The following is a 22,691-nucleotide window of genomic DNA, read 5'->3' on the forward strand; positions in this document are numbered from 1 at the left end:
TATGAGTATGTGTGTGGTTGTGACCGAAAATGTACCGCCCAGATTAAGAGGTCGTTTAGCCATTTGGTTGCTAGAAGTTAGAGCGGGAGTTTATATTGGTGATATATCCAGACCAATTAGAGAAATGATATGGCAGCAGATAATTGAATTAGCAGAAGAAGGCAATGTCGTACTTGCTTGGGCAACGAATACCGAATCCGGATTTGACTTCCAAACCTATGGTACCAACAGAAGAGTTCCGGTAGAATTGGATGGGCTACGGTTAGTTTCTTTTTTACCTATTAAAAATTAATAAGTTAGAGTTCTTTAAAAATTAAAAAAATCTGGTAGAATTTACCAGTCGATATAACTCTAAATAAAACAAATAGCTATGTTTAGAGTGTTCCCTGTACCCACAGGGATAAACCGGATATATAACCAAGAGATTTTTACCAAAAAAGGTGTTCCCTGTACCCACAGGGATAAACCGCCAGAATGATTATTGATATAGCAGAAGCGTACGTGTTCCCTGTACCCACAGGGATAAACCGCCATCTAACTGTGCAATTGCACCTCCACCGTTGTGTTCCCTGTACCCACAGGGATAAACCGAATTGATTAGTGATGTTTGTGATAAAAATGTGGTGTTCCCTGTACCCACAGGGATAAACCGAATGGGTAGAACTGGAGAAAGAAAATGGCAAAGTGTTCCCTGTACCCACAGGGATAAACCGTCCTAAATTAATTAAATAGTTTTTCATAATCAGTGTTCCCTGTACCCACAGGGATAAACCGGGCGTACATTTGTTCGCCCTGATTTAGTTTGTGTGTTCCCTGTACCCACAGGGATAAACCGTCGAACAAATTAAAATGAAAGTGATAAACGAATCTTTTACCTATATGTAAGTCATTAGGTCATTAAATATATATTTTATTTGTCCGTCATATTTTTACTGATACATAATAGATTAATTGATACTAAATATAAAAAATTAAATAAAATCAATGGTATTTCTGACATTTTTTATTAATTATTCTATTGTTTCATTAAACATTTAAAATGAGGTAGTCATTATCTTAATTGTTTTTTAATAAAGTCTTTATATGAAAACAACGTATAATCAATTAATTAAAACCCTAAAGGCATTTTTTTATTTATTGTAATGTGAAACTGAAAGAAAGCATTAATAATGCTGGCTAAAATAATTGGCAAAAATAGCGTACAATAGTGCAATATTTAACACAGGTTTATCATAAATAGTTTAGGAATTTAGTATGGCAGGCAAATTTATTGTCATCGAAGGGCTTGAAGGGGCAGGCAAAACAACGGCTATTAATACCGTTGCTCGCATTTTAAATCAACACGATATTGGCGATTTGCAATTTACACGTGAGCCGGGTGGAACGCCGATTGCTGAAGCATTACGCCATATTATTAAAAATGGTTTAGATAACGAGCCTTTGACTGATAAAGCCGAATTGCTGATGTTATATGCTGCACGTATTCAGCTGATTGATAATGTGATTAAACCAGCACTTAAAGTAGGTAAATGGGTGATTGGCGATCGCCATGACTTATCGACGCAAGCTTATCAAGGTGGTGGACGCCAGTTAGATAAAGCCCTTATGACGACATTAAAAGAACACGTGTTAGGTCATTTTAAACCTGATCTTACTTTATATTTAGATATCGATCCTGAAATGGGTTTAATGCGTGCACGCTCTCGAGGTGAACTTGATCGCATTGAACAGCAATCATTGCCATTTTTTGAACGAGTTCGTCAACGCTATTTAGAGCTTGCCAAGCAAGATAATACCATCATGACTATAAATGCCGCAAAATCACTCGACAATGTGACTAGACAAATTGAACAAATTTTAACAACATGGTTAACAAAACAGGTTAATATTAAATGATCTTAAATGACTATCCTTGGCTTTGCTTACCTTATCAGCAACTAGCAGCTGGAATTATGCATAAACGGACTCATCATGCTTTATTAATTAATTATGTTCAAGGCAGTGGTGAAGATGAACTTATTTCAAAACTAGCAAATCGGTTATTATGCCAATCTGCCCAACAACTGGAACCGTGCTTAAAATGCCATAGTTGCCAATTGTTTTTATCTCACCATCATCCTGATTATTATGTGATAACCAATGAACAAGGTAAACAGTCAATAGGTATTGATCAAATACGTCATATATCAAGCAAGGTTTACGAAAAATCCCAGCAAGGTGGCAATAAAGTCATTTGGATAAAACGCGCAGCTTTAATGACCGAAGCTGCCGCCAATGCATTACTAAAAACGTTAGAAGAACCGCCAGAAAATACCTATTTTATTTTAAGTGATGAGCATAACAGCCAATTATTAGCAACCATTCATAGCCGTTGTTTTTCTTATTTTTTACCTATTCCTAAATTGGAACAGTCTATTGAATGGTTAAAAAAAAAATACAATCAGCAATATAGCGATAATGAGCTTGCCTCGGCGTTATTATTGAGTGAAAATGCGCCGCTAAAAGCGTTTGCACTATTAGTGCCAGAAAAGTGGCAACAGCGAAAAGCATTTTGTGAGTATCTATTAGAACTGGTACCACAAAATAATTATTGGCAGCTAGCTAAAATTTTTGATAATGAAGACTTCATTGAACGAATTGTTTGGTTTTGTGCCTTGTTAAGCGATGCGCTAAAAGCGAAGCAAAAAGTCGGGCGTTTTATTGTTAATCGTGATCAGGTTCCATTAGTTCGGCTACTTGCAACTAAAAGTAATGAAAAGATTTTTGCGCTTTATCATTTATGGTTGCAAGCAAGGCGTCAGCTGTTAACGATTACCGGGTTGAATAAGGAACTTATTGTTTATAATGTACTTGCTCAATCCGAATTAATTAGTGAAACAAACAGTTAAGTAGTTTATAAAGAGTTTTGGAAATAAGCTTCAGGAAAGTATACGTTAAAGTAACAAGGGATGTAGTGGATTCTTTATCTATTGAATTTGGTTTACTGATATATGGGTGATATTTTTTGTTGTCAGCAAGCGTATCATACCGATTTGTTTAATAATGCGCTTGCGGTTTAAAAAAGCTCAAGAATATGCAATAACACAAAAAACAACTTCCCCCTTGCTTAGCAGATCGATATTGTATTACCTATTACCGCAAATAAAACTTCTAAATTAGTAATAGCCAAACGTGAAGAGATAAAAGAAAATTAAAAGTTGAAACAATAACAAATAAAGAAGGTTGTGAAATCAGTTCCAATTTATAAAAACCTTTTGACCCTATCACTTACAATAAGCTAGAAATCTAGCCCATACGATATGATGAGCAAAAAAATACAAAAGGATATAGAGCTACACCATAGGCTAATGCAGTGTATTAACAAGTAATGATAAAGTGTTTTCAGCAAGTGATTCTTTAATACAAAGTGTTGCGCCATATGTTAAAAAATGCTATTTAAGCAGTATAAAATAGAAAGCCTTGATTTACGTAAACACAGATCAGTGCTTACTTATCCAAGTACTTTTGACGGGTCAAAAATAATGAGTGATAATTTAATTATTGAGCTTTCTATTAAGTTGTTTGTTATTTTTTCTTGGCGCAAAGTTGTTCATCGAAATTAAATTTTTTAATGTAAATGAATTCTTTAGGAAAAATAACTAAAAATTTTGATTAAAAGGAATAAATGAGTTATGGCATCACCAATTATTGTTGCAGTTGATTTTGCGGATGTTAAATCAGCATGGAATTTTATTGATCAAGTTGATCCCAAAGATTGCCGTCTTAAAATCGGTAAAGAGCTTTTTACGCATACAGGACCTGATTTTATTAAACAGATTATGCAAAAAGGTTTTGATGTTTTTTTAGATCTTAAATTTCATGATATTCCAAATACTGTTGCAAAAGCAGTTGCCGCAGCTGCTGACCTAGGTGTTTGGATGACTAATGTTCACGCTAGCGGTGGCTCACGCATGATGACAGCAGCTAAAGATGCACTTTATTCTTATGGTAAAGATGCGCCAATTTTGATCGCTGTGACAGTATTAACCAGTATGGAATCAACTGATCTTCAAGAAATCGGTATCAACGTATCGCCTTTAGAACAAGCCTCTAGATTAGCAATACTTGCTAAAAACTGCGGGCTTGATGGCGTGGTATGTTCAGCTAAAGAAGTACAAAGCTTTAGAACACGCTTGGGCAGTGATTTTAAATTGGTGACTCCTGGCATTAGGCCTGCAGGTGCTAATCCTGATGATCAACGTCGTATTATGACACCTCAACGAGCTCAAGCGGCAGGTTCTGATTATTTAGTTATTGGACGCCCAATTACTCAATCTGAAGAACCTGCTAGGGCATTACAAGCAATTTTAGCAACACTTAATTTAAGTAAGAGTTAATTACATTATGTCAGATAATCCACTTGTTTATTCAACCGATAAAGGTCGAATTAAGCCTACTGAAACAGTTATCTCACGTCCTAAAGGGGATGGTATTATTCGGATTCAACGACAAACATCTGGCCGTAAAGGTAAAGGCGTTTGTGTTATTACCGGACTTGATATGGATGATGCTCAATTACTACAGTTAGCCGCAGACTTGAAAAAACGCTGTGGTTGTGGTGGTTCGGTTAAAGATGGCATCATTGAAATTCAAGGTGATAAACGCGATTTATTAAAGTCATTGCTAGAAGATAAAGGATTTAAAGTAAAATTAGCAGGAGGCTGACTTAGATCTATAAAAATAGCGTCCACAATAAAAACGGACGCTGTTTATAAAATAATCGATGTTAATTAGTTCGATAGCTACGCATTTTTTTGCTAATTTCGCGGCGCTCTTTAGATATTTCGGCGTTTTTGATAATATAATCATCAACACGGTCATCATAATCGCTTTTCATATTAGCAATAATCGCTTGAAGCTCTTCGTAAGTCATATCTGGTTTAATATACTCGCTTAAGTTTTCAAGTAGTAACACTCGTTTTTGGTTGTCTCGAATTTTCTTCTCGTTATCTGATATTTCACGTTTTAATTTATTTAAACGACGTGATAAACGAATATATTCGAGTACATCTTGAAACGATGGTGCAGTTGCTTTTTCCTTGTCCATCTATAACCCCTTATCTCAAAAATGGAAAATAAACTTTTACCAATTATATATCAATAATTTGTTAAGATCATATTAATTATATTTTTAAATATAAATGATATTTTTTTAATTAGCTATTTTCATGTTTAGTGTTTTTAATTTGGGCTTTGATACAGAGTTTATCTTCAAATTGTATATTTAAATATCGTGACTTTTTGGAAAAATTACTTACAAAATAAGATAAAAATAAAAACAGCTATTAAGAATTAGTGTAAAGTATTGTACAATAGTAACCAATTTGTAAAAAGTGCCAGAATGCGAGAATCATAATGAGCTGGATTGAAAAAATTCTTAGTAAAAATAATATATCGTCAGAGCATAAAAAGGCGAATATTCCAGGCGGTGTTTGGACAAAATGTAGCCACTGTGATCAAGTCCTTTACCAAGCTGAACTTGATCTTAATTTAGCGGTTTGTCCAAAATGCGACCACCACATGCATATTCCTGCCCGAGTGCGTTTATACCGATTTTTAGACGAGGGTTCGGATGTTGAAATTGGTACAGATCTTATGCCTAAAGATATCTTAAAATTTAAAGATACTAAAAAATACAAAGATCGTTTAACGGCTGCTCAAAAAGAGACTCATGAAAAAGAAGCAATGGTTGTAATGAAAGGAACACTACTTGGCATTCCTGTAGTTGTAGCTTGTTTTGAGTTTGCGTTTATTGGTGGTTCAATGTCTTCTGTTGTTGGAGCACTATTCACTCGTGCCGCAGAGCAAGCCATTGCTGATAAATGTCCTTTAATTTGTTTTTCAACAAGCGGGGGCGCACGAATGCAAGAAGCGTTATTTTCGTTAATGCAAATGGCAAAAACCAGTGCTATCCTTGCTAAAATGCAAGATGAAGGTTTGCCTTATATTTCAGTAATGACTGATCCAACCATGGGGGGGGTATCAGCAAGTTTAGCAATGCTGGGCGATATTAATATTGCTGAACCTAAAGCATTAATTGGTTTTGCTGGACCACGCGTGATTCAACAAACTGTGCGTGAAACATTGCCAGAAGGGTTTCAACGTAGTGAGTTTTTACTTGAAAAAGGCGCAATAGATATGATTATTCATCGTAAAGATATGCGTCCTAAGATAGCTAGTTTAATAACAAAATTAATGAAACTACCTGATCCGTTTAATGATGTGAATCTTAACGAGACAGTTTAATTGAGTATGCAAAAACAACAACCAAATGCCATGTCAGATTTAAAGACATGGCTTTGTTATTTAGAGCAATTACATCCTATAACCATCGACTTAGGTTTAGAACGAGTAAAGACTGTTGCTCGGCGTCTTGAGTTATTACAACCAGCATCTTATATTTTTACCGTTTCGGGTACCAATGGCAAAGGAACAACGTGCCGAACGCTTGAAATGATATTGCTTGAAGCAGATTTGCAAGTCGGCGTTTATAGTTCTCCTCATTTATTACGTTTTACTGAACGGGTACGTATTAATAATCAAGAATCGAATGAACAAGATACCGTAAAAGCTTTTGTGGAAATAGAAAAAGCTAGAGGTGAAATATCGCTTACTTATTTTGAATATGCAACACTTGCTGCACTTTATCAATTTAAACAAGCAAAGTTAGATGTTGTTATCTTAGAAGTTGGACTTGGTGGCCGCCTAGATGCAACCAATATCGTTGATGCTGATGTGGCAGTAATTACCAGTATTGGTATTGATCATGTTGATTATTTAGGTGATACCCGTGAAAGTATAGGGCGTGAAAAAGCAGGTATTTTTAAATCTAAAAGTATTGCTATTGTGGGCGAACCAGAAATACCTGCATCTATTTTAAATGTGGCTAAATCTGTTGGCTGTCCTGTTTATGCTGTGAATTTAGATTTTTATTATCAACAAGTTAACAAAGATCTATGGGCGTTCGAATCGACAATAAAGCAGTATAACAATCTACCTATTGCTAATGTTCCTTTACCTAATGCTGCAACCGCAATTGCAGCCCTAAGTTATTCATCTCTTGAAATAACGCAAGATGAAATAACTAAAGGTTTGTCAAAATCCAATTTGGCTGGTCGTTTTCAAATTATTCGAAGATCGCCACTTGTGATCGTTGATGTAGCACATAATTCGCATGCAGCAGCTTATTTAAAGCAACAATTGGAAAAACTCAAAGCCGAATATTTGAATGTTGGTAAAGTTAGATTTGTCGTTGGGATGCTTAAAGATAAAGATATTAAAAGTACCTTATCCATCTTAAAGGGGGACAAATGGTATTGTGCTTCACTTTATGGTGAACGAGGTTGTAGTGCAGAAGTATTAAAACAACACTTATTGAATGATAATGCAGAGATTGATGTATCTACATTTGATTCAGTTTCTAATGCTTATAATAAAGCAATACAAGATGCTAAAGACGATGATATTATTGTAGTATGTGGTTCATTCCAGACCGTATCTGCTGTTTTAGCTGAAACTGACTGTTAAGCGAAATTAAACATGACGAATAATCAACAAATTAAACCTAAAATTCAAGATAGAATAAGAAATCGTCTTGTCGGTTTTGCTACCTTATTGCTTATTATCGCAGCAATTGCACCATTAGTCATAACAGATAAGTCTAATTTACGAACATCAACAACGCCTATATTGCAACCAGAAGTTGTTACTCAGCAAAATCAGCCAGTATCATCATTGAATAGTGATGAAGACAATTTCACTAATAATATAACAGATTTTCCTTACATACCTGATTTAGATCAAAATCCAAGTGTATTAGTTTCACCTGATATTATTGATGATGAAGATATCAAAATAACAACATCTAAATCGTCAAATTTACAACAAGATTCTAAACTCTATATGATCCAGCTTACAGCATTAAAAAATAGGCAAAAAATAGAAGAGCTAGTTGCATTATTAAGACTAAATAATTATAGCGTTAGAACAATACCTCAGAATCCCGAACCTAATCAGCTAATTAAGTTACAGGTTGGCCCTTATGCTAAAAAAGAGCAAGCAGAACAAATCATTATTAACTTAAATAATTTAACAAAATTAAAAGGTATTATTGTTACTAATTAATTGTTGTTTTATTAGTTTTATGTTGTCAACAGTAAGTAAAATAAAATATTTTCAATATAAAATTGTGAATTATTATGATGAATTGGGTTGATTTTACAATTATTGGAGTGATTGCTTTTTCTGCAATAATTAGTACTGTTCGAGGCTTTATAAAAGAAGCATTATCACTCATTAGTTGGATTTTAGCTTTTTTTGTATCTAGCCGATTTTATATTTATATTACTGGTTATTTAACTTATTTTGATAGCGAGATGATACGTACTGCAGTAGCAACTGTTATCCTTTTTATTGCTACATTATTAATTTGTGCAATTGAGTCTTATATTATTGGTCAATTAATCGAAAAAGCGGGATTATCTGGCGTTGATCGTATATTAGGTATCTGTTTTGGCGTACTGCGAGGAATTTTAGTTGTTGCTGCTGTGCTATTTTTTGTTGATGCGTTTACGCGTTTATCACAATCACCATATTGGACTCAATCACAGCTAATTCCACAATTTCATTTTATTATTCGGTGGTTTTTTGATTATATACAACAGTCTTCTTCTTTTTTAGTACAATAAATTTGAGGTAATCATAGTATGTGTGGTGTTGTTGGTATTGTAGGATGTAGTACTGTTAATCAATCTATTTATGATGCATTGACTGTTTTGCAACATCGTGGACAAGATGCAGCAGGTATAGTAACTATCGATAGTCACAATCGCTTTCGTTTGCGTAAAGCGAATGGATTGGTCAAAGATGTGTTTCAAGAACATCACATGCAACGGTTACAAGGTAATTTGGGCATAGGTCATATTCGCTACCCAACAGCCGGTAGTTCCAGTCCTTCCGAAGCGCAACCATTTTATGTCAATTCACCTTACGGAATTGCACTTGCCCATAATGGTAATTTAACAAACACTGAGCAGTTGAGTAATAAAGTGTTTGAGCTGGCTAAAAGGCATATCAACACTAATTCTGATTCAGAAGTACTGCTTAATATTTTTGCCAATGAACTCGACAAATTCCCAACTTATCCACTTACTGCGAATAACATTTTTACAGCAATACACAATGTACATAATATAATCAAAGGGGCATATGCTTGTGTTGCGATGATTATTGGTCATGGTCTTGTTGCCTTTCGTGATCCGTATGGAATTCGTCCTTTAGTTGTAGGTAGACGTGTGCTTGAAAATCAAAAAATTGAATATATGGTTGCATCTGAAAGCGTGGCTTTAGATATTCTTGATTTTGAAATTATGCGTGATGTCCAACCGGGCGAAGCAATTTATATTACTCAAGAAGGACAATTATATTCTCAGCAGTGTTCCGATAACCCTCAAAATTATCCATGTATTTTTGAGTATGTTTATTTTGCAAGACCAGATTCCTTGATGAATGGTGTATCGGTTTATCAATCACGAGTTTTAATGGGGCAAAAACTAGGGAAAAAAATAGCAAGAGAATGGAAGGATGTTGATATTGATGTTGTCATTCCTATTCCCGAAACATCATGTGATGCTGCGCTTGAAATTGCAAGTATTTTAAATAAACCTTACCGACAGGGATTTGTTAAAAATCGTTATGTTGGTCGCACCTTTATCATGCCAGGGCAAAGCGCTCGTAAATTGTCAGTAAGAAGAAAACTTAATGCTAACCGTATTGAATTTGAAGGTAAAAATGTCTTATTAGTTGATGATTCTATTGTGCGAGGCACAACCTCAAAAGAAATTCTTGATATGGTACGTTCAGTTGGTGCCAAAAAAGTTTATTTAGCGTCTGCTGCACCAGAAATTAGACACCCAAATGTTTATGGTATTGATATGCCTGTTGCCGGTGAACTTATTGCTTATAATCGAACGGTTGATGAAATCGCGAAAGACATTGGTGCTGATAAACTCATTTTTCAAAGCTTATCTGATTTAATTGATTCAATCACAGCACAAAATCCACACATTCATCATTTAGAGTGTTCTGTTTTTGATGGAAAATATGTTACTGAAGGGATTGATGGTAATTATTTGTCATTATTAGAACAAAAAAGAAGTGAAAGTAAAAAGTCTCCAGCCTGTAAAGAGTCAGAAAACATAGAGATTTATAACGAAGGTCAATAGATGACAAAAATATTATATAAAGACCTAAAATTCCAAATTTAGGTCTTTTTTATTTCATTAAAGTATTTTTATTTAGCTCGTTGCATGCAACACTTTCTCATTTATCAATATAAATAGTAATATTATTCAATCTCATTCATATTTATCAAAGCAAAATTAAACTTATCATAATAAATAAATTACAATTAACAAAAATTAACAAAAATTAACAAATTAACCAGTTGAGTAATAATGACAAATATCAAATTTACAAAAAAAAATCAAAAAAAGTAATAAATAATTTTGCTAAATGACTTTTTTGTAATAAAATTGGCAAAGTAAAAGAAAACATTGTAAAGAAATTTAAATTATAAAGATAAGCAGTAATATAAAAATATATATACTATAAAAATTAATAATTGCTCAGGTTGATATTTAATAAACTAAATTAATATTAGCTGTAAGTTTTATGTTATACGCTTCCTAACTGAAATATAAGGAATATTAAGATGAAAAAGAATCTTAATTTAACAGTTATCTCTGCATTTGTAATTGCCACATTAGGATGGCAATCTGCTTTTGCGGTTAATGCTCAGGTATCGCAAGGTTCTGTTGATAGTAATAAGGTAATTGAATTAAAAGATGGCTCGAAAGCTCGCGAGATGATAAATAATCAACAGCGCAGTCTTTATCAAATTGCACTTTTAAGCAGTATCTCTATTTTAGAATTACGCGCCATGAATGCAGGGCACTTTGATAAAAGAGATGTAGTTGAGGTTGGTGAGCGTATAGTTCTGCCTGAAAATTCACCATTATTGCCTGCAATTAAATTAAAAGATGATGAAAAAGATAACTATTCCAATTTACCTAAATTGGGTTCAGATGATAAATACGATGTAAAAAAAGATAAAGAAGCTCTTTCAACTCAAGTTGCTTCAACATTACAAACCTTAGCTAGTCAAGACTGGAAACAAATAACATCGTCAGAAAATGGTGGTCTATCTGGACATTTAAAAAATAGAGGTAAAGATTATACAGAGAATTATTTGCGTAATAGTGTCAAAAACCAAGTTGTTGATCCTGTTCGCAGCGCTGTGCAAGACTTTTTAGGTCGTTTTGGTACTGCTCAATTACAATTTGATTTGAGTAATAAAGGGGAATTTAATAACGTTAACCTAAAGTTATTTAGCCCATGGTATGATACAGAGAATACATTAATATTTAGCCAAATGTCGTTTCAAGAATATGAACATAATCGTCGAATAGGTAACATTGGTATTGGTCAACGTTGGGATGTGGCCGATAAAAAATGGTTACTCGGCTATAACGTGTTTTTTGACCATGATTTTCAACGTGATCACAATCGTTTAGGTATTGGTGCCGAAGCATGGACTGATTACATGAAATTCGCTGCAAACTATTATCATCCTTTATCTGATTGGAAAGAATCTAAAGATTTTGATGATTACTTGGAACGCGCAGCAAAAGGTTTTGATATTCGATTCCAAGGCTATTTACCGCAATATCCGCATTTAGGTGGATCACTTATGTACGAACAATACTATGGTGATAAAGTTGCCCTATTTGGAAAAGATAATTTACAAAAAGATCCAAGAGCAATTACTGTTGGTCTTGATTATACTCCTGTTCCTCTGTTTACTGTGAAGGCCGATCATAAACGAGGTCAAGATAACAAAAAGGCAACTAAAGCTGAATTAACGATGAACTATCGCATAGGAACCCCATTAAAGGACCAGCTGGATCCAGATATGGTTCAATCTGCTCGTTCTTTAAAAGGTAGCCGTTATGATTTAGTTGATCGTAATAACTATATCGTACTTGAATATAAAGAAAAGAAAATGTCTGTCGATTTAGGGCTTGAACAAACTCAGTTAATCGAAGGACAATCTTATCCGTTAAGTATTAGTGTCCATAATGCTAAAAATTTATCAAGCATAGCATGGTCTGGTGATATGTTAGAAATTGATGCTGGTGGTGGTTTCTTATGTGCGGCAACAGGGGTATGTACTGCTTCATCGTGGCTTAATCCACCAGTCGATACAAATAACTGGCAAATTGTTGCGCCTAGCTATGTTGACCAAAATGGTCAGCGCCACCCAGCAAGTTCCAATGGTAAATATTCTTTATCGTTAACGGTAACGGATGGCAGAGGTAAAACAGCGACATCTAATGCCGTTCTTTTTGAAGTTTTACCAAATCCTATTATGCGTAAGATTGGTGTATGGGCAGTAGACAAAAATGGAAATAAAACAACCATGGCGGAGAATATAGCCGATGGTGTAAGTTCAATGACAGTATTGGCTACTTTGGTAAAACCTAAGGTACAAAATGGCTCGATTACGTCAATGCAAGATGTTGAGGGCTTTAGTGATGAAGATCTGATGAATCGTATACCCGATACTTTTGAGTCAGTATTAAAAGGTTGGACAGCAACCAGTAATGGTAAAAAATTAGTATTGATTGATGGTACTTCCGGTAATGTGAATGATTGCCCAGCTCAACAGCCTTGTGTCATTGTTAAGTCTTTTGAAAAAGTTAAGATGGGACAAAAAGTGTCTAATAAGGCATCTACTGCTGCAGGTTTTGAAGTAATCGGTGATAGTTATATTTTAGATGTTGCCTCAAACATTAATGGTGTCGTTGATTTTTCTGTCGAAATTGATCAATTTGGACCATCATTTAACAAAGCAACGATAAATTTTTCCGGTGGTAAAGCTGGAGCAGTAAAAGTTTATAGAGCTGATGGCACGTTAGTTGCTAAACAAGTAGGTAATTCGCTTGTATTTGATTCTTCAGGTCCACAAGAATGGAAAGTCGATAATGAGTATTATGTTAAGGCATATACTACTGATGGAGCAGAAATTGTGAATCCTTTCATCATCTGGTCATTGGTAGGCTCAAATGAAGAGGCTTGTCCTGGACAGGCGGCAACGGCTAAATTGCCTGATGCATCATCAGATGCTAATGGTCCATGGTTTAACGTTGCGATGGGTGTTGATGCTCGCTACAAAATAAGAAGTTTGAAAACAAATAGTTATGCATCATCGGGTACAAGTATTGCGGGTGTTGCAGGTGCCCCAGCGCATTTAGATCTAAGCCAAATAAGTGCATTGCCACCAGCATGTGCAGGCGATCAAGGATTTAAACTACAAGTAGTTATTAACTAATAGATAGTAAAAATATCATTGTAATAGGTTCTAGACTAACGAATACTTTCGGTAGTCTATGATAGTGGACATCAACAGAAGTGTTGTATTTATATAAATATAACGTGTTAATTTATAAATAAAATAGGAAGTTAAACATGAAAAATTTAACAATAAAAAAAGTAGCATTAGGCTTATTTTTAGCTGGTTATGCAGCAAGTAGTGCATTTGCATTAGATGCAACTACTGCAGCTATCAATGGTAATGCACCAGTATTGAAATCTGCAGCCGGTGCAGCTGACCATACTGTGGCTGTTCGAGTAGCTACAGATGCGGAAGGTAATAACTTAATCGGTAATCGTGCAGCTAAAGTAAATGACTATGTGGTTATTAAATTTAATGTAGACGATAAAGATGGCGATCTTGACACGGGCAAAATCAAAGACACATTAAAAGTTTATATAAAAAGAGATGTAAATGATCCTTGGACTGAGATCGCAAATCTTAGCGACTTAGTTGCAACCAATAATGATGAAAATGGTCAAATATCTTTTAAATTAGATAATCAATTCAGAGGCGCACAAAAAATTGGTTTTAAACTTTTAGAAAGAACTGACTTTGGTCTTCCTTATGCTGGTAAATGGTTACAAGTAAACGATATTTGGGCGCAAAACTCTAGTCCAATGGTTGAAGAACCAGCAGACCCTAATGCTCCAGAAAGTACTGGTCCTGCTGATCCAGGTTCAACTACAGAGCTTCATGGTCCTGGCGATACTACTGTTGATAATGGTTACGGTCCAGTTGCGTCTGGTGTTGAAACAGTTGGTATCTTCAAGGTTGTAAATGGTGTACCAGATAAGTCAGTAAACTATGCTAATGCGGGCGCTCCAGCTCCAGTGTATGGCGAGACTTTCGCGGCTATCGCATGGGATGATGCTGACCAAAATAATGCATTAGATTCAGGTGAAACAGAGATAACAACAAATTATACTTTTGCATGGCATCTAGCTGGAAGTTATGAAGGCGTAGATGCTGATGTTGAAGAGATCACTCAGGGTGTAACAAATGGTGAAGCAACCAACAGTGTTATTACTCTAGGTTCAGCAGATGGTGCGGCTAAACATAATGCTCTGTACTCATCAGCCTATAAAGCTGGTGCACAAGGCTATAAGCTTAAAGTTATTACTAACTAATTTTAAATTTAGTTATATGCAATGTAAAACCACTCTCTGGAGTGGTTTTTTTATTAAATATGAAGCATGACTGGTTCAGCTTCATATTGTTTAAGCTTTGTTATAAAATAATAACAACTTTTAATTCATCGTCATAAATTATGATTATTCCTTGGCAAAATCTTGATCCACAAACATTAAATAACCTAATTGAATATTTTGTATTACGTGAAGGTACTGACTACGGTTTACAAGAAAAATCTCTACAAGAAAAGGTTGATGATGTTAAACTTCAATTAGCAAATGGTTCAGCAACAATCTTTTGGTCGCAATTACATGAAACAATTGATATTAAGCTAACCAAATAATGGTTATAATGGTTGTTTGTTAGTATATGATTTATTGTGTAACTTTGTTATAGTGTCATAGTTGTAAATTAAATGGAGAGGTAGGAGTAATGATTGGTAAACAGCAATCGGATACAACGTTAGAATGGTTTTTATCTCATTGCCATATTCACAAATATCCAGCTAAGAGTACCCTTATACATCAAGGCGAAAAAGCAGAAACTCTCTATTATATTTTAAAAGGTTCTGTAGCAGTATTGATTAAGGATGATGAAGGTAATGAAATGATTTTGTCTTATTTAAATCAAAATCAATTTTTAGGTGAATTAGGTCTTTTTGAAGAAGGTACCGAGCGAAGTGCTTGGGTTAAAGCTAAAACAAGTTGTGAGGTTGCTGAAATTTCATACAAAAAATTTAAGCAACTCGTTCAAGTTAATCCTGATATTTTAATGCATCTTGCAAGCCAAATGGCAAGCCGATTACAAGTAACATCTGAAAAAGTCAGTAATTTAGCATTTTTAGATGTTGCTGGGCGTATTGCGCAAACACTTTTAAACCTTGCTAAACAACCCGATGCAATGACACATCCCGATGGCATGCAAATCAAAATTACGCGTCAAGAAATCGGTCAAATTGTGGGATGTTCACGTGAAACAGTTGGTCGAATCTTAAAAATGCTTGAAGACCAGCATTTGATTTCAGCTCATGGTAAAACTATCGTAGTTTATGGTACACGTTAATTGGTCAAAATAATATTATTAACAAAATGATTGATACAATACGAGATATTACATGACTCAAGAAAGAAGTATTCCAAGTCATGTGGCTATAATTATGGATGGTAATGGTCGCTGGGCTCAGCAACGTAATCAATTACGTGCTATTGGTCACCGTGCGGGTTTAAAAGTTGCACGAAAAATTGTTACTTATGCGGCAAGGTTAAAAGTAAAAGTTCTTACTTTATATGCCTTTAGTAGTGAAAATTGGAAGCGCCCACCGAATGAAGTCTCGGCGTTAATTTCTCTTTTTATTTATGCATTAAATAGAGAGATAAAAAACTTGAATAAAAATAATGTTCGCTTGAATATTATTGGTGATATTTCGCGTTTTAGTGAGCATTTGCAAAATATGATTATCAACGCACAAAATTTAACTAAAAATAATTCAGGACTAGTGTTGAATATTGCCGCAAATTATGGTGGCCGTTGGGATATTTTGCAATCTGCAAAAAAAATGGCTATGCAAGTTACAAAGGGCGAAATCACTTTAGATGAAGTGACAGAAGATCGTTTTGGTTCAACCATGAGTATGAGCGAATTTCCAGAGGTTGATTTAGTTATTCGTACTGGTGGTGAATATCGAATCAGTAATTTTTTGTTATGGCAAATTGCTTATTCTGAACTTTACTTTACCGATACCTTGTGGCCCGATTTTAACCAAAATTTATTTGATGAAGCAATCAAGGCATTTAATGCTAGAGAACGTCGATTTGGCGGAATTCATAATAAGGAAAATTCATGTTAATCCATCGTATACTTACTGCAATTGTGCTTATTCCACTTGTAATTATTGTATTTTTTTGGGTACCACTACCGATATTTGCCAGCATTATGATTATTATTGGCGGTTTAATAGCGTGGGAATGGGCTCAGTTTTTACTTATTACTAGAACTGCGTCACGATTGATGTTTGCAGTTTTTGTTGCTGTTTTATTTAGCTTGCTTTACTTTATGCCAATTTCAATGGAGTTAAGATCAAAATTATATACTATTATATTTTCACTATCGATTATCTGGTGGTTAGTTGCATTATATTTGGTGCTAAGTTATCCTAAAACCAAGCATTATTGGTCTAATTCAATGGTTGTAAAGTTGTTATTTGCTTTTCTTACTTTAGTCCCATTTTTTGTTAGTATGATTGAATTAAGAGCTATTAACTATAATGCAAATACTTGTACTGGTGCAATTTGGTTACTTTATGTCTTTGTGCTAGTATGGGCAACGGATTCAGGTGCTTATTTTGCAGGACGAGCTTTTGGTAAACATAAGCTGGCACCTCAAGTATCGCCGGGTAAAACAGTAGAAGGTTTTATTGGTGGCGTCAGTGTGGCAATTGGGATTAGTATAATTACCTATTTTTACAATTTTTTTAACATGTCCTTTGCGATGTTTTTAATTAGCTCTTTGTTAGCTATATTGGCATCGGTGTTAGGCGATTTAACAGAAAGCATGTTCAAACGAGAGGCAGGTATTAAAGATAGTGGTCATCTGATTCCTGGGCATGGTGGTATTTTAGATCGTGTAGATAGTTTAACTGCTGCAGTTCCTGTTTTTATGGCATTCTCTTTTCATTTATTATAAAAGGCTATAGATTTTGCTTTGGTCGTTGTTATTATTTATCATTACTATAAGTATATTAGTCATTGTACATGAGTCTGGACATTTTTTTGTTGCCCTTCTATGTAAGGTTCGTGTTGAATGTTTTTCGATTGGTTTTGGTAAAAAATTGTGGTCACATAAATTTTCAAATGGAACAGAATTGGCAATTGCTATGATTCCACTTGGAGGATATGTTAAAATGCTACATGCTGGGGCACAAAAATTATCAACTGATGATGAAAAGTTTGCTTTCAGTAGCAAAAAAATTTGGCAAAGGGCATTGATTATATTTGCTGGGCCTTGTGCTAATTTTGTATTGGCTATGATTATTTATTGGATTATCTTTTTGAACGGTGTGGTAATTTATCCCATAAAAGTGCAAGAAACCATTCCCAATACACCTGCTTCTACGATAAATATTCCAGCGGATGTAGAGTTAAAAACAATTAACAATATCAAAATTGAAAGTTGGAATGATGTAAATTTAGCGTTGATATCCGCTATGGGGAAAAATAACCTATCTTTATCATATTTAGATTCAACGGGTAATAATAATCCACAAAAAGTTGAAAAAGTTGTTGATATTAATCATTGGCATTTTGATATAGAAAATGAATCAGCTATTACTGCTTTTGGTTTTGTTCCTAAAGCACAAGAAATTTATCCAATTGTAAGTAAAATCGTACCACAATCGGCTGCTGAAAAAGCAGGATTACAAGTGGGTGATGAAATCATCTGTTATAATAATAAGTCTTACACAAATTGGAATGAATTTTCTGCTGAAATTAAAAAAGCAGCTCCGATAACATTAAAAGTTAAAAGAGAAAATAATGATATTTATCTTAACCTTAATCCAACTATTCAAAAAAATGGTGAAGGGGTCGCAGGTTTATACCCCACATCTAATGCAATAATTAAGCAATATGGGTTTATAGAAGGATTTGGTAAAGGTATAGCACAAACAGCATTAACTACACAAGTAACTGTTCGTTCGCTTTATCAGTTAGTGTCAGGTGTTATTGGCATAAAACATTTATCGGGACCAATAACAATAGCAAAAAGCGCAGGGCAAACAGCAAGGTATGGTTTTACTCCTTACTTATATTTTCTAGCCTTTATTAGTATAAGTTTGGGAGTTATCAATCTTGTCCCATTGCCAATGTTAGATGGCGGACACCTTGTCATTTTATTATTTGAAAAGATAAGAGGAAAAGCCTTATCAGATAAAACACAACAGCATCTTTTTCGTATTGGTTTTGTTTTATTAATGATAATAATGGGAACTGCACTATTTAATGATATTTTACGATTGTAATGGGATGAGGTTATAAACATTTACGATGAAAATAAATAAATTACTTATAGCATCTTTGCTGTTTAGCACTACAGCGGTCTATAGTTCCAATGCATTTTGTGTTGAAGATTTTGTGGTAAAAGATATCAAATTCGAAGGTTTACAGCGTGTTACTCTTGGGGCTGCACTACTTGAAATGCCAATCCAAGTTGGTGACTATGTTAATGAAGCTGATTTAGGACGAATCATCAAATCACTTTATTCTAGTGGTAACTTTGATAATATTACCGTCTCTCGTGATGGTGATAGGCTAATTGTTCATGTGCAAGAGCGCCCCACTATTTCTAGCATAACTTTTTCTGGTAATAAATCTGTTAAAGATGACATGCTAAAGAAAAATCTGGATAGCTCTGGTATTCGTGAAGGCGAAGCATTGGATCGAACTATGCTTTCAGCTATAGAAAAGGGTTTAGAAGATTTTTATTACAGTGTCGGTAAATATAACGCTCAAATTAAAGCGGTTGTAACTCCTCTGTCTCGTAATCGAGTTAATTTAAAAATAGTTGTTGCTGAGGGTAAGTCGGCATTAATTGATCAGATCAATATTGTTGGTGCTAAAGCTTTTTCATCAGAAGAGCTTATTTCTCGTTTTACTTTACGTGATGAAGTGCCTTGGTGGAACATGCTTAGTGATCGTAAGTATCAAAAACAAAAATTGGCTTCGGATTTAGATGAGTTGCAAAGTTTTTATTTAAATCGAGGTTATGCTCGTTTTAATATTGAGTCAACGCAAGTTAGTTTAACGCCAGACAAAAAAGGCATTTACGTAACAATTAATATTCATGAAGGTGAACAGTATAAGTTATCACAACTTGAATTTATAGGTAATTTTGCTGGGCACAAAGAGGCTATTGCCAAAATTGCTAATGAAAAAGTAACAGTTGGTGAGCTGTATAATGGTAAAAAAATTACTGAAATTGAAGATAATGTTAAGCGTTTACTTGCTAATTTTGGTTATGCCTACCCTAGAGTTTCAATTCAACCTGAAATGGATGATGTAGCTCATACTGTGAAATTAGCTGTTCTTGTTGATGTAGGTGAGCGTTTCTATGTTCGCAATATTAAAATAGTAGGCAATACAGTAACCAGCGAAAGCGTAATTCGTCGTGAATTTCGACAAATGGAAGGCGCTTGGTTAAGCAATGGATTAGTCGAATTAGGTAAAGAACGTTTAAATCGTCTAGGTTTTTTTGATACTGTTGAAGTAAATACCGAACGAGTGTCAGGAGTAGATGATCAAGTTGATATTATTTATAAGGTCGCTGAGCGTAATACAGGTAGTATCAAATTTGGTGTTGGTATCGGTTCTGATAGTGGTCTTAGCTTTAATGCTGGTATTTCTCAAGATAACTGGTTAGGTACCGGTAATAGCGTCTCATTTGACGTTAATACTACAGATACTGATAAAACTGCGTCTGTTTCTATCGTTAATCCTTATTTTACCGTTGATGGTGTGAGTTTAGGTGGTAGTATTTACTATAACACCTATAAAAATGACGATAAAGATGATGAGTCAGAATACTCCAGTAAGACGTGGGGGGCATCAGCGAATTTAGGTTTTCCAATTAGTGAAAATAATTTTATTCGATTTGGTTCCGAATTTGCTAACCATAAGTTATCTGACATGCAACCTCAGTATGGTATGTGGCGTTATTTTGATTCGATGGGCAAAAATGTAAAAAATAGAAATTCTATTTCTTTCGATACTAATGATTTATTATTAAATGCTTATTGGATATATAATTCTTTAGATCGTGGATTCTTTCCAACTGATGGCTTAAAAGTGACTGCTAGTGCTAAAGTCACAGCGCCTGTATTTGATAATCGATTCTATAAATTAGTTTCAGATGTGTCTTACTATTATCCAATTGACAATGATCATAATTGGATCTTCTTAACTCGTGCTCGATTAGGTTATGGTGGAGGTTTAGGAGGTAAAGAGTTGCCATTCTACGAAAACTTCTATGCTGGTGGAGCGTCAGTGCTGCGTGGTTTTAAATCAAATACTGTGGGTCCTAAAGCAGTATATCTGAATAAAAGTGGGGTCTGTGATAACTTAGATAATACATCTGGATGCACAAAATCAAAAGATGCAGTAGGGGGTAACGCTATAACTTTTGTTAGTACAGAATTGATTGTTCCTACTCCATTTGCTGGCGAAAAATATGCCGATAATATTAGAACCTCACTATTTTTTGATGCAGGTACTGTATGGGATACCAAATGGGACTTAAAAGGGAATAATATTCCAGATTATAGTTCTTCATCGGATATTAGAATGTCAGCAGGGCTTGCTGTACAGTGGATGTCGCCCTTGGGTCCTTTGGTCTTTTCTTATGCTCAACCATTTAAGAAATATGACGGTGACTCATCACAACAGTTCCAATTTAATATAGGCTCTACATGGTAATTCCATGTTATACATTAAAAACACATAGGTGATTAAAGTGAAAAAAATTATATCTATTCTTGGTATCAGTGTTGCATTGCTCTTTGCAGGTTTTGCAAACGCTGAAGTTAAAATTGGTGTGGTTGATGTTATGTCAGTACTACAACGTATGCCTCAACGTGAATCAGTAGGTAAAGCATTAGATAATGAATTTGAAGCAAGAGCTAAATCATTACAGGCAGAAGAAAAGAGAGCAAGTGAAGCAGCTGCTCGCCTAAAGAAAGATGGTTTAACCTTGTCTTCTTCTGAAAAAAGTAAATTAAATAAGATAATTTCTGATTTTGAAAATAAAGCTAAGGCATTTTCTGATGATTATCGTAAACGTGAAACTGAAGAAGCTGGTAAATTATTAACTAAAATTCAAGAAGCTGTGAAAGATATTGTTACAACAGAAAAATACGATATTATCTTAAAGGCTGAAGCGACATTATCATCTTCAGATGCTGTTGATATTTCAGATAAAGTGCTAGAAAAGGTAAAAAAATAATGTTTGCTTTCCGTTTAGAGCAACTAGCTAAGCAACTTAATGCTAAGTTATATGGTGATGGTGGTTTGATTATCACCGGCATAGCATCAATGAAAAGTGCAAAATCAGGTCAAATTACATTTTTGTCTGATAAAAAATTACAAAATAATTTATTAGAATGTAAAGCTTCTGTTGTCGTAATGACAGAAGAGTGCCTTCAATATTGGAATGGCGCGGCGCTCATTGTAAAAAATCCATATCTTGCATACGCAAAATTAGCACAAATCCTTGATACTACGCCAACGCCAGCAAAAGATATTGCACCAACAGCAGTCATTGATTCAACTGTTCAGTTAGGTAGCAATATTTCGATAGGAGCTAATGCAGTTATCGAAAGTGGTGTTGTATTAGGTGATAATTGTATTATTGGTGCTGGTTGCTTTATTGGTAAAAATACAACAATAGGTGCAGGCACAAAATTGTGGGCTAATGTTTCTGTTTATCATAATTGCGTTATAGGCGAAAATTGCTTAGTTCAATCAAGCACTGTAATTGGTGCAGATGGATTTGGTTATGCAAATGATAAAGGGAAATGGATTAAAATTCCCCAATTAGGTCGTGTTATTATTGGTAATAATGTTGAAATTGGTGCCTCAACAACAATCGATCGAGGTGCGTTAGATGATACTGTTATAGGGAATGGTGTAATTATTGATAATCAATGCCAAATAGCGCATAACGATATTATTGGTGATCATACAGCGGTAGCGGGTGGTGTTATTATGGCTGGAAGCCTAACCATTGGACGTCATTGCTTAATTGGTGGTGCTAGTGTTATTAATGGGCATATGGAGATATGTGATCAAGTTACAGTAACCGGTATGGGAATGGTGATGCGTCCAATAACTGAGCCGGGTGTTTATTCATCAGGTATCCCACTACAAAAAAATAAAGCATGGCGAAAAACGGCATCATTGGTCTTACATATTAACGAAATGCATAAACGCTTGAAAGCGCTTGAGAAGAAACTGTTAAATGTCTCGACGTAGACGATTACGGTCGGTATAATGCATGCCTATTTTTTAAATTTTTTAGCTCAGTTATCGTTTTATATAAT

At 34.7% G+C, this 22,691-nt stretch carries 21 protein-coding genes and 1 CRISPR repeat array; of the genes, 20 read left to right on the forward strand and 1 reads right to left on the reverse strand.

Annotated features, from left to right (window positions below; genetic code table 11):
- The first annotated feature begins 1 nt into the window (after position 1).
- The 5 genes from cas2e to yciH all read left to right on the forward strand — a co-directional run bounded on the left by cas2e (position 2) and on the right by yciH (position 4,704).
- Positions 2–292 carry a type I-E CRISPR-associated endoribonuclease Cas2e gene (gene cas2e, locus A9G23_RS00285; RefSeq protein WP_065585717.1) on the forward strand — a complete coding sequence of 97 codons (291 nt, stop codon included), beginning with the start codon at positions 2–4 and terminating at the stop codon, positions 290–292.
- Positions 293–379: 87 nt separating this feature from the next.
- A CRISPR array of direct repeats spans positions 380–835; the repeat unit is 29 nt; unit sequence GTGTTCCCTGTACCCACAGGGATAAACCG.
- A gap of 419 nt (positions 836–1,254) precedes the next feature.
- Positions 1,255–1,896, forward strand: a complete 642-nt coding sequence (tmk, locus tag A9G23_RS00290) for a dTMP kinase (RefSeq protein WP_065585718.1) — start codon at positions 1,255–1,257, stop codon at positions 1,894–1,896.
- Positions 1,893–2,888: a DNA polymerase III subunit delta' gene (gene holB / locus A9G23_RS00295; protein ID WP_065585719.1), complete on the forward strand. Its 996-nt coding sequence runs from the start codon at positions 1,893–1,895 to the stop codon at positions 2,886–2,888. Before tmk ends, holB begins: the two co-directional genes overlap by 4 nt.
- 783 nt (positions 2,889–3,671) lie before the next feature.
- Positions 3,672–4,376, forward strand: a complete 705-nt coding sequence (gene pyrF / locus A9G23_RS00300; protein WP_065585720.1) for an orotidine-5'-phosphate decarboxylase — start codon at positions 3,672–3,674, stop codon at positions 4,374–4,376.
- Between the two features lie 4 nt (positions 4,377–4,380).
- Positions 4,381–4,704 carry a stress response translation initiation inhibitor YciH gene (gene yciH, locus A9G23_RS00305; protein ID WP_176700265.1) on the forward strand — a complete coding sequence of 108 codons (324 nt, stop codon included), beginning with the start codon at positions 4,381–4,383 and terminating at the stop codon, positions 4,702–4,704.
- Between the two features lie 61 nt (positions 4,705–4,765).
- On the opposite strand, the gene tmaR is transcribed toward yciH, so the two are convergent.
- Positions 4,766–5,086: a PTS system regulator TmaR gene (tmaR, locus tag A9G23_RS00310; protein WP_065585722.1), complete on the reverse strand. Its 321-nt coding sequence runs from the start codon at positions 5,084–5,086 to the stop codon at positions 4,766–4,768.
- 308 nt (positions 5,087–5,394) lie between these two features.
- On the opposite strand from tmaR, the gene accD reads away from it, so the two are divergent.
- The 15 genes from accD to lpxD all read left to right on the forward strand — a co-directional run bounded on the left by accD (position 5,395) and on the right by lpxD (position 22,623).
- Positions 5,395–6,285, forward strand: coding sequence for an acetyl-CoA carboxylase, carboxyltransferase subunit beta (gene accD, locus A9G23_RS00315; RefSeq protein ID WP_065585723.1), 891 nt, complete (start codon positions 5,395–5,397; stop codon positions 6,283–6,285).
- Positions 6,286–6,291: 6 nt separating this feature from the next.
- Positions 6,292–7,566 carry a bifunctional tetrahydrofolate synthase/dihydrofolate synthase gene (gene folC, locus A9G23_RS00320; RefSeq protein WP_065585724.1) on the forward strand — a complete coding sequence of 425 codons (1,275 nt, stop codon included), beginning with the start codon at positions 6,292–6,294 and terminating at the stop codon, positions 7,564–7,566.
- Between the two features lie 12 nt (positions 7,567–7,578).
- A complete protein-coding gene (locus tag A9G23_RS00325) occupies positions 7,579–8,163 on the forward strand; it encodes an SPOR domain-containing protein (RefSeq protein ID WP_065585725.1) in 585 nt (194 codons plus the stop codon).
- A 77-nt stretch (positions 8,164–8,240) separates the two neighbouring features.
- Entirely contained in the window at positions 8,241–8,726 is a 486-nt protein-coding gene (locus A9G23_RS00330; protein ID WP_065585770.1) for a CvpA family protein, read from the forward strand.
- 18 nt (positions 8,727–8,744) lie between these two features.
- Entirely contained in the window at positions 8,745–10,262 is a 1,518-nt protein-coding gene (gene purF, locus A9G23_RS00335; protein WP_065585726.1) for an amidophosphoribosyltransferase, read from the forward strand.
- Between the two features lie 488 nt (positions 10,263–10,750).
- Positions 10,751–13,429 (forward strand): inverse autotransporter beta domain-containing protein, encoded by a 2,679-nt coding sequence (locus tag A9G23_RS00340; protein WP_065585727.1) that lies wholly within the window; start codon positions 10,751–10,753, stop codon positions 13,427–13,429.
- Between the two features lie 137 nt (positions 13,430–13,566).
- A complete protein-coding gene (locus tag A9G23_RS00345) occupies positions 13,567–14,601 on the forward strand; it encodes a hypothetical protein (RefSeq protein ID WP_065585728.1) in 1,035 nt (344 codons plus the stop codon).
- Between the two features lie 140 nt (positions 14,602–14,741).
- Positions 14,742–14,948: a YheU family protein gene (locus tag A9G23_RS00350; RefSeq protein WP_065585729.1), complete on the forward strand. Its 207-nt coding sequence runs from the start codon at positions 14,742–14,744 to the stop codon at positions 14,946–14,948.
- Positions 14,949–15,037: 89 nt separating this feature from the next.
- Entirely contained in the window at positions 15,038–15,667 is a 630-nt protein-coding gene (gene crp, locus A9G23_RS00355) for a cAMP-activated global transcriptional regulator CRP (protein WP_065585730.1), read from the forward strand.
- 52 nt (positions 15,668–15,719) lie between these two features.
- Entirely contained in the window at positions 15,720–16,451 is a 732-nt protein-coding gene (locus A9G23_RS00360) for an isoprenyl transferase (RefSeq protein ID WP_065585731.1), read from the forward strand.
- Positions 16,445–17,287 (forward strand): phosphatidate cytidylyltransferase, encoded by an 843-nt coding sequence (locus A9G23_RS00365; RefSeq protein ID WP_065585732.1) that lies wholly within the window; start codon positions 16,445–16,447, stop codon positions 17,285–17,287. The genes A9G23_RS00360 and A9G23_RS00365 overlap by 7 nt, the downstream gene beginning before the upstream one ends.
- Positions 17,288–17,300: 13 nt before the next feature.
- Positions 17,301–18,620 (forward strand): RIP metalloprotease RseP, encoded by a 1,320-nt coding sequence (gene rseP / locus A9G23_RS00370; protein ID WP_176700242.1) that lies wholly within the window; start codon positions 17,301–17,303, stop codon positions 18,618–18,620.
- Between the two features lie 25 nt (positions 18,621–18,645).
- Entirely contained in the window at positions 18,646–21,069 is a 2,424-nt protein-coding gene (bamA, locus tag A9G23_RS00375) for an outer membrane protein assembly factor BamA (protein WP_065585734.1), read from the forward strand.
- 37 nt (positions 21,070–21,106) lie between these two features.
- Positions 21,107–21,595: an OmpH family outer membrane protein gene (locus tag A9G23_RS00380; protein WP_065585735.1), complete on the forward strand. Its 489-nt coding sequence runs from the start codon at positions 21,107–21,109 to the stop codon at positions 21,593–21,595.
- Positions 21,595–22,623: a UDP-3-O-(3-hydroxymyristoyl)glucosamine N-acyltransferase gene (gene lpxD / locus A9G23_RS00385; protein WP_065585736.1), complete on the forward strand. Its 1,029-nt coding sequence runs from the start codon at positions 21,595–21,597 to the stop codon at positions 22,621–22,623. Before A9G23_RS00380 ends, lpxD begins: the two co-directional genes overlap by 1 nt.
- The last annotated feature ends 68 nt before the right edge of the window (positions 22,624–22,691 follow it).

This window comes from Gilliamella sp. App4-10, from assembly GCF_001690495.1.
GTDB classification, from domain to species: domain Bacteria; phylum Pseudomonadota; class Gammaproteobacteria; order Enterobacterales; family Orbaceae; genus Gilliamella; species Gilliamella apicola_G.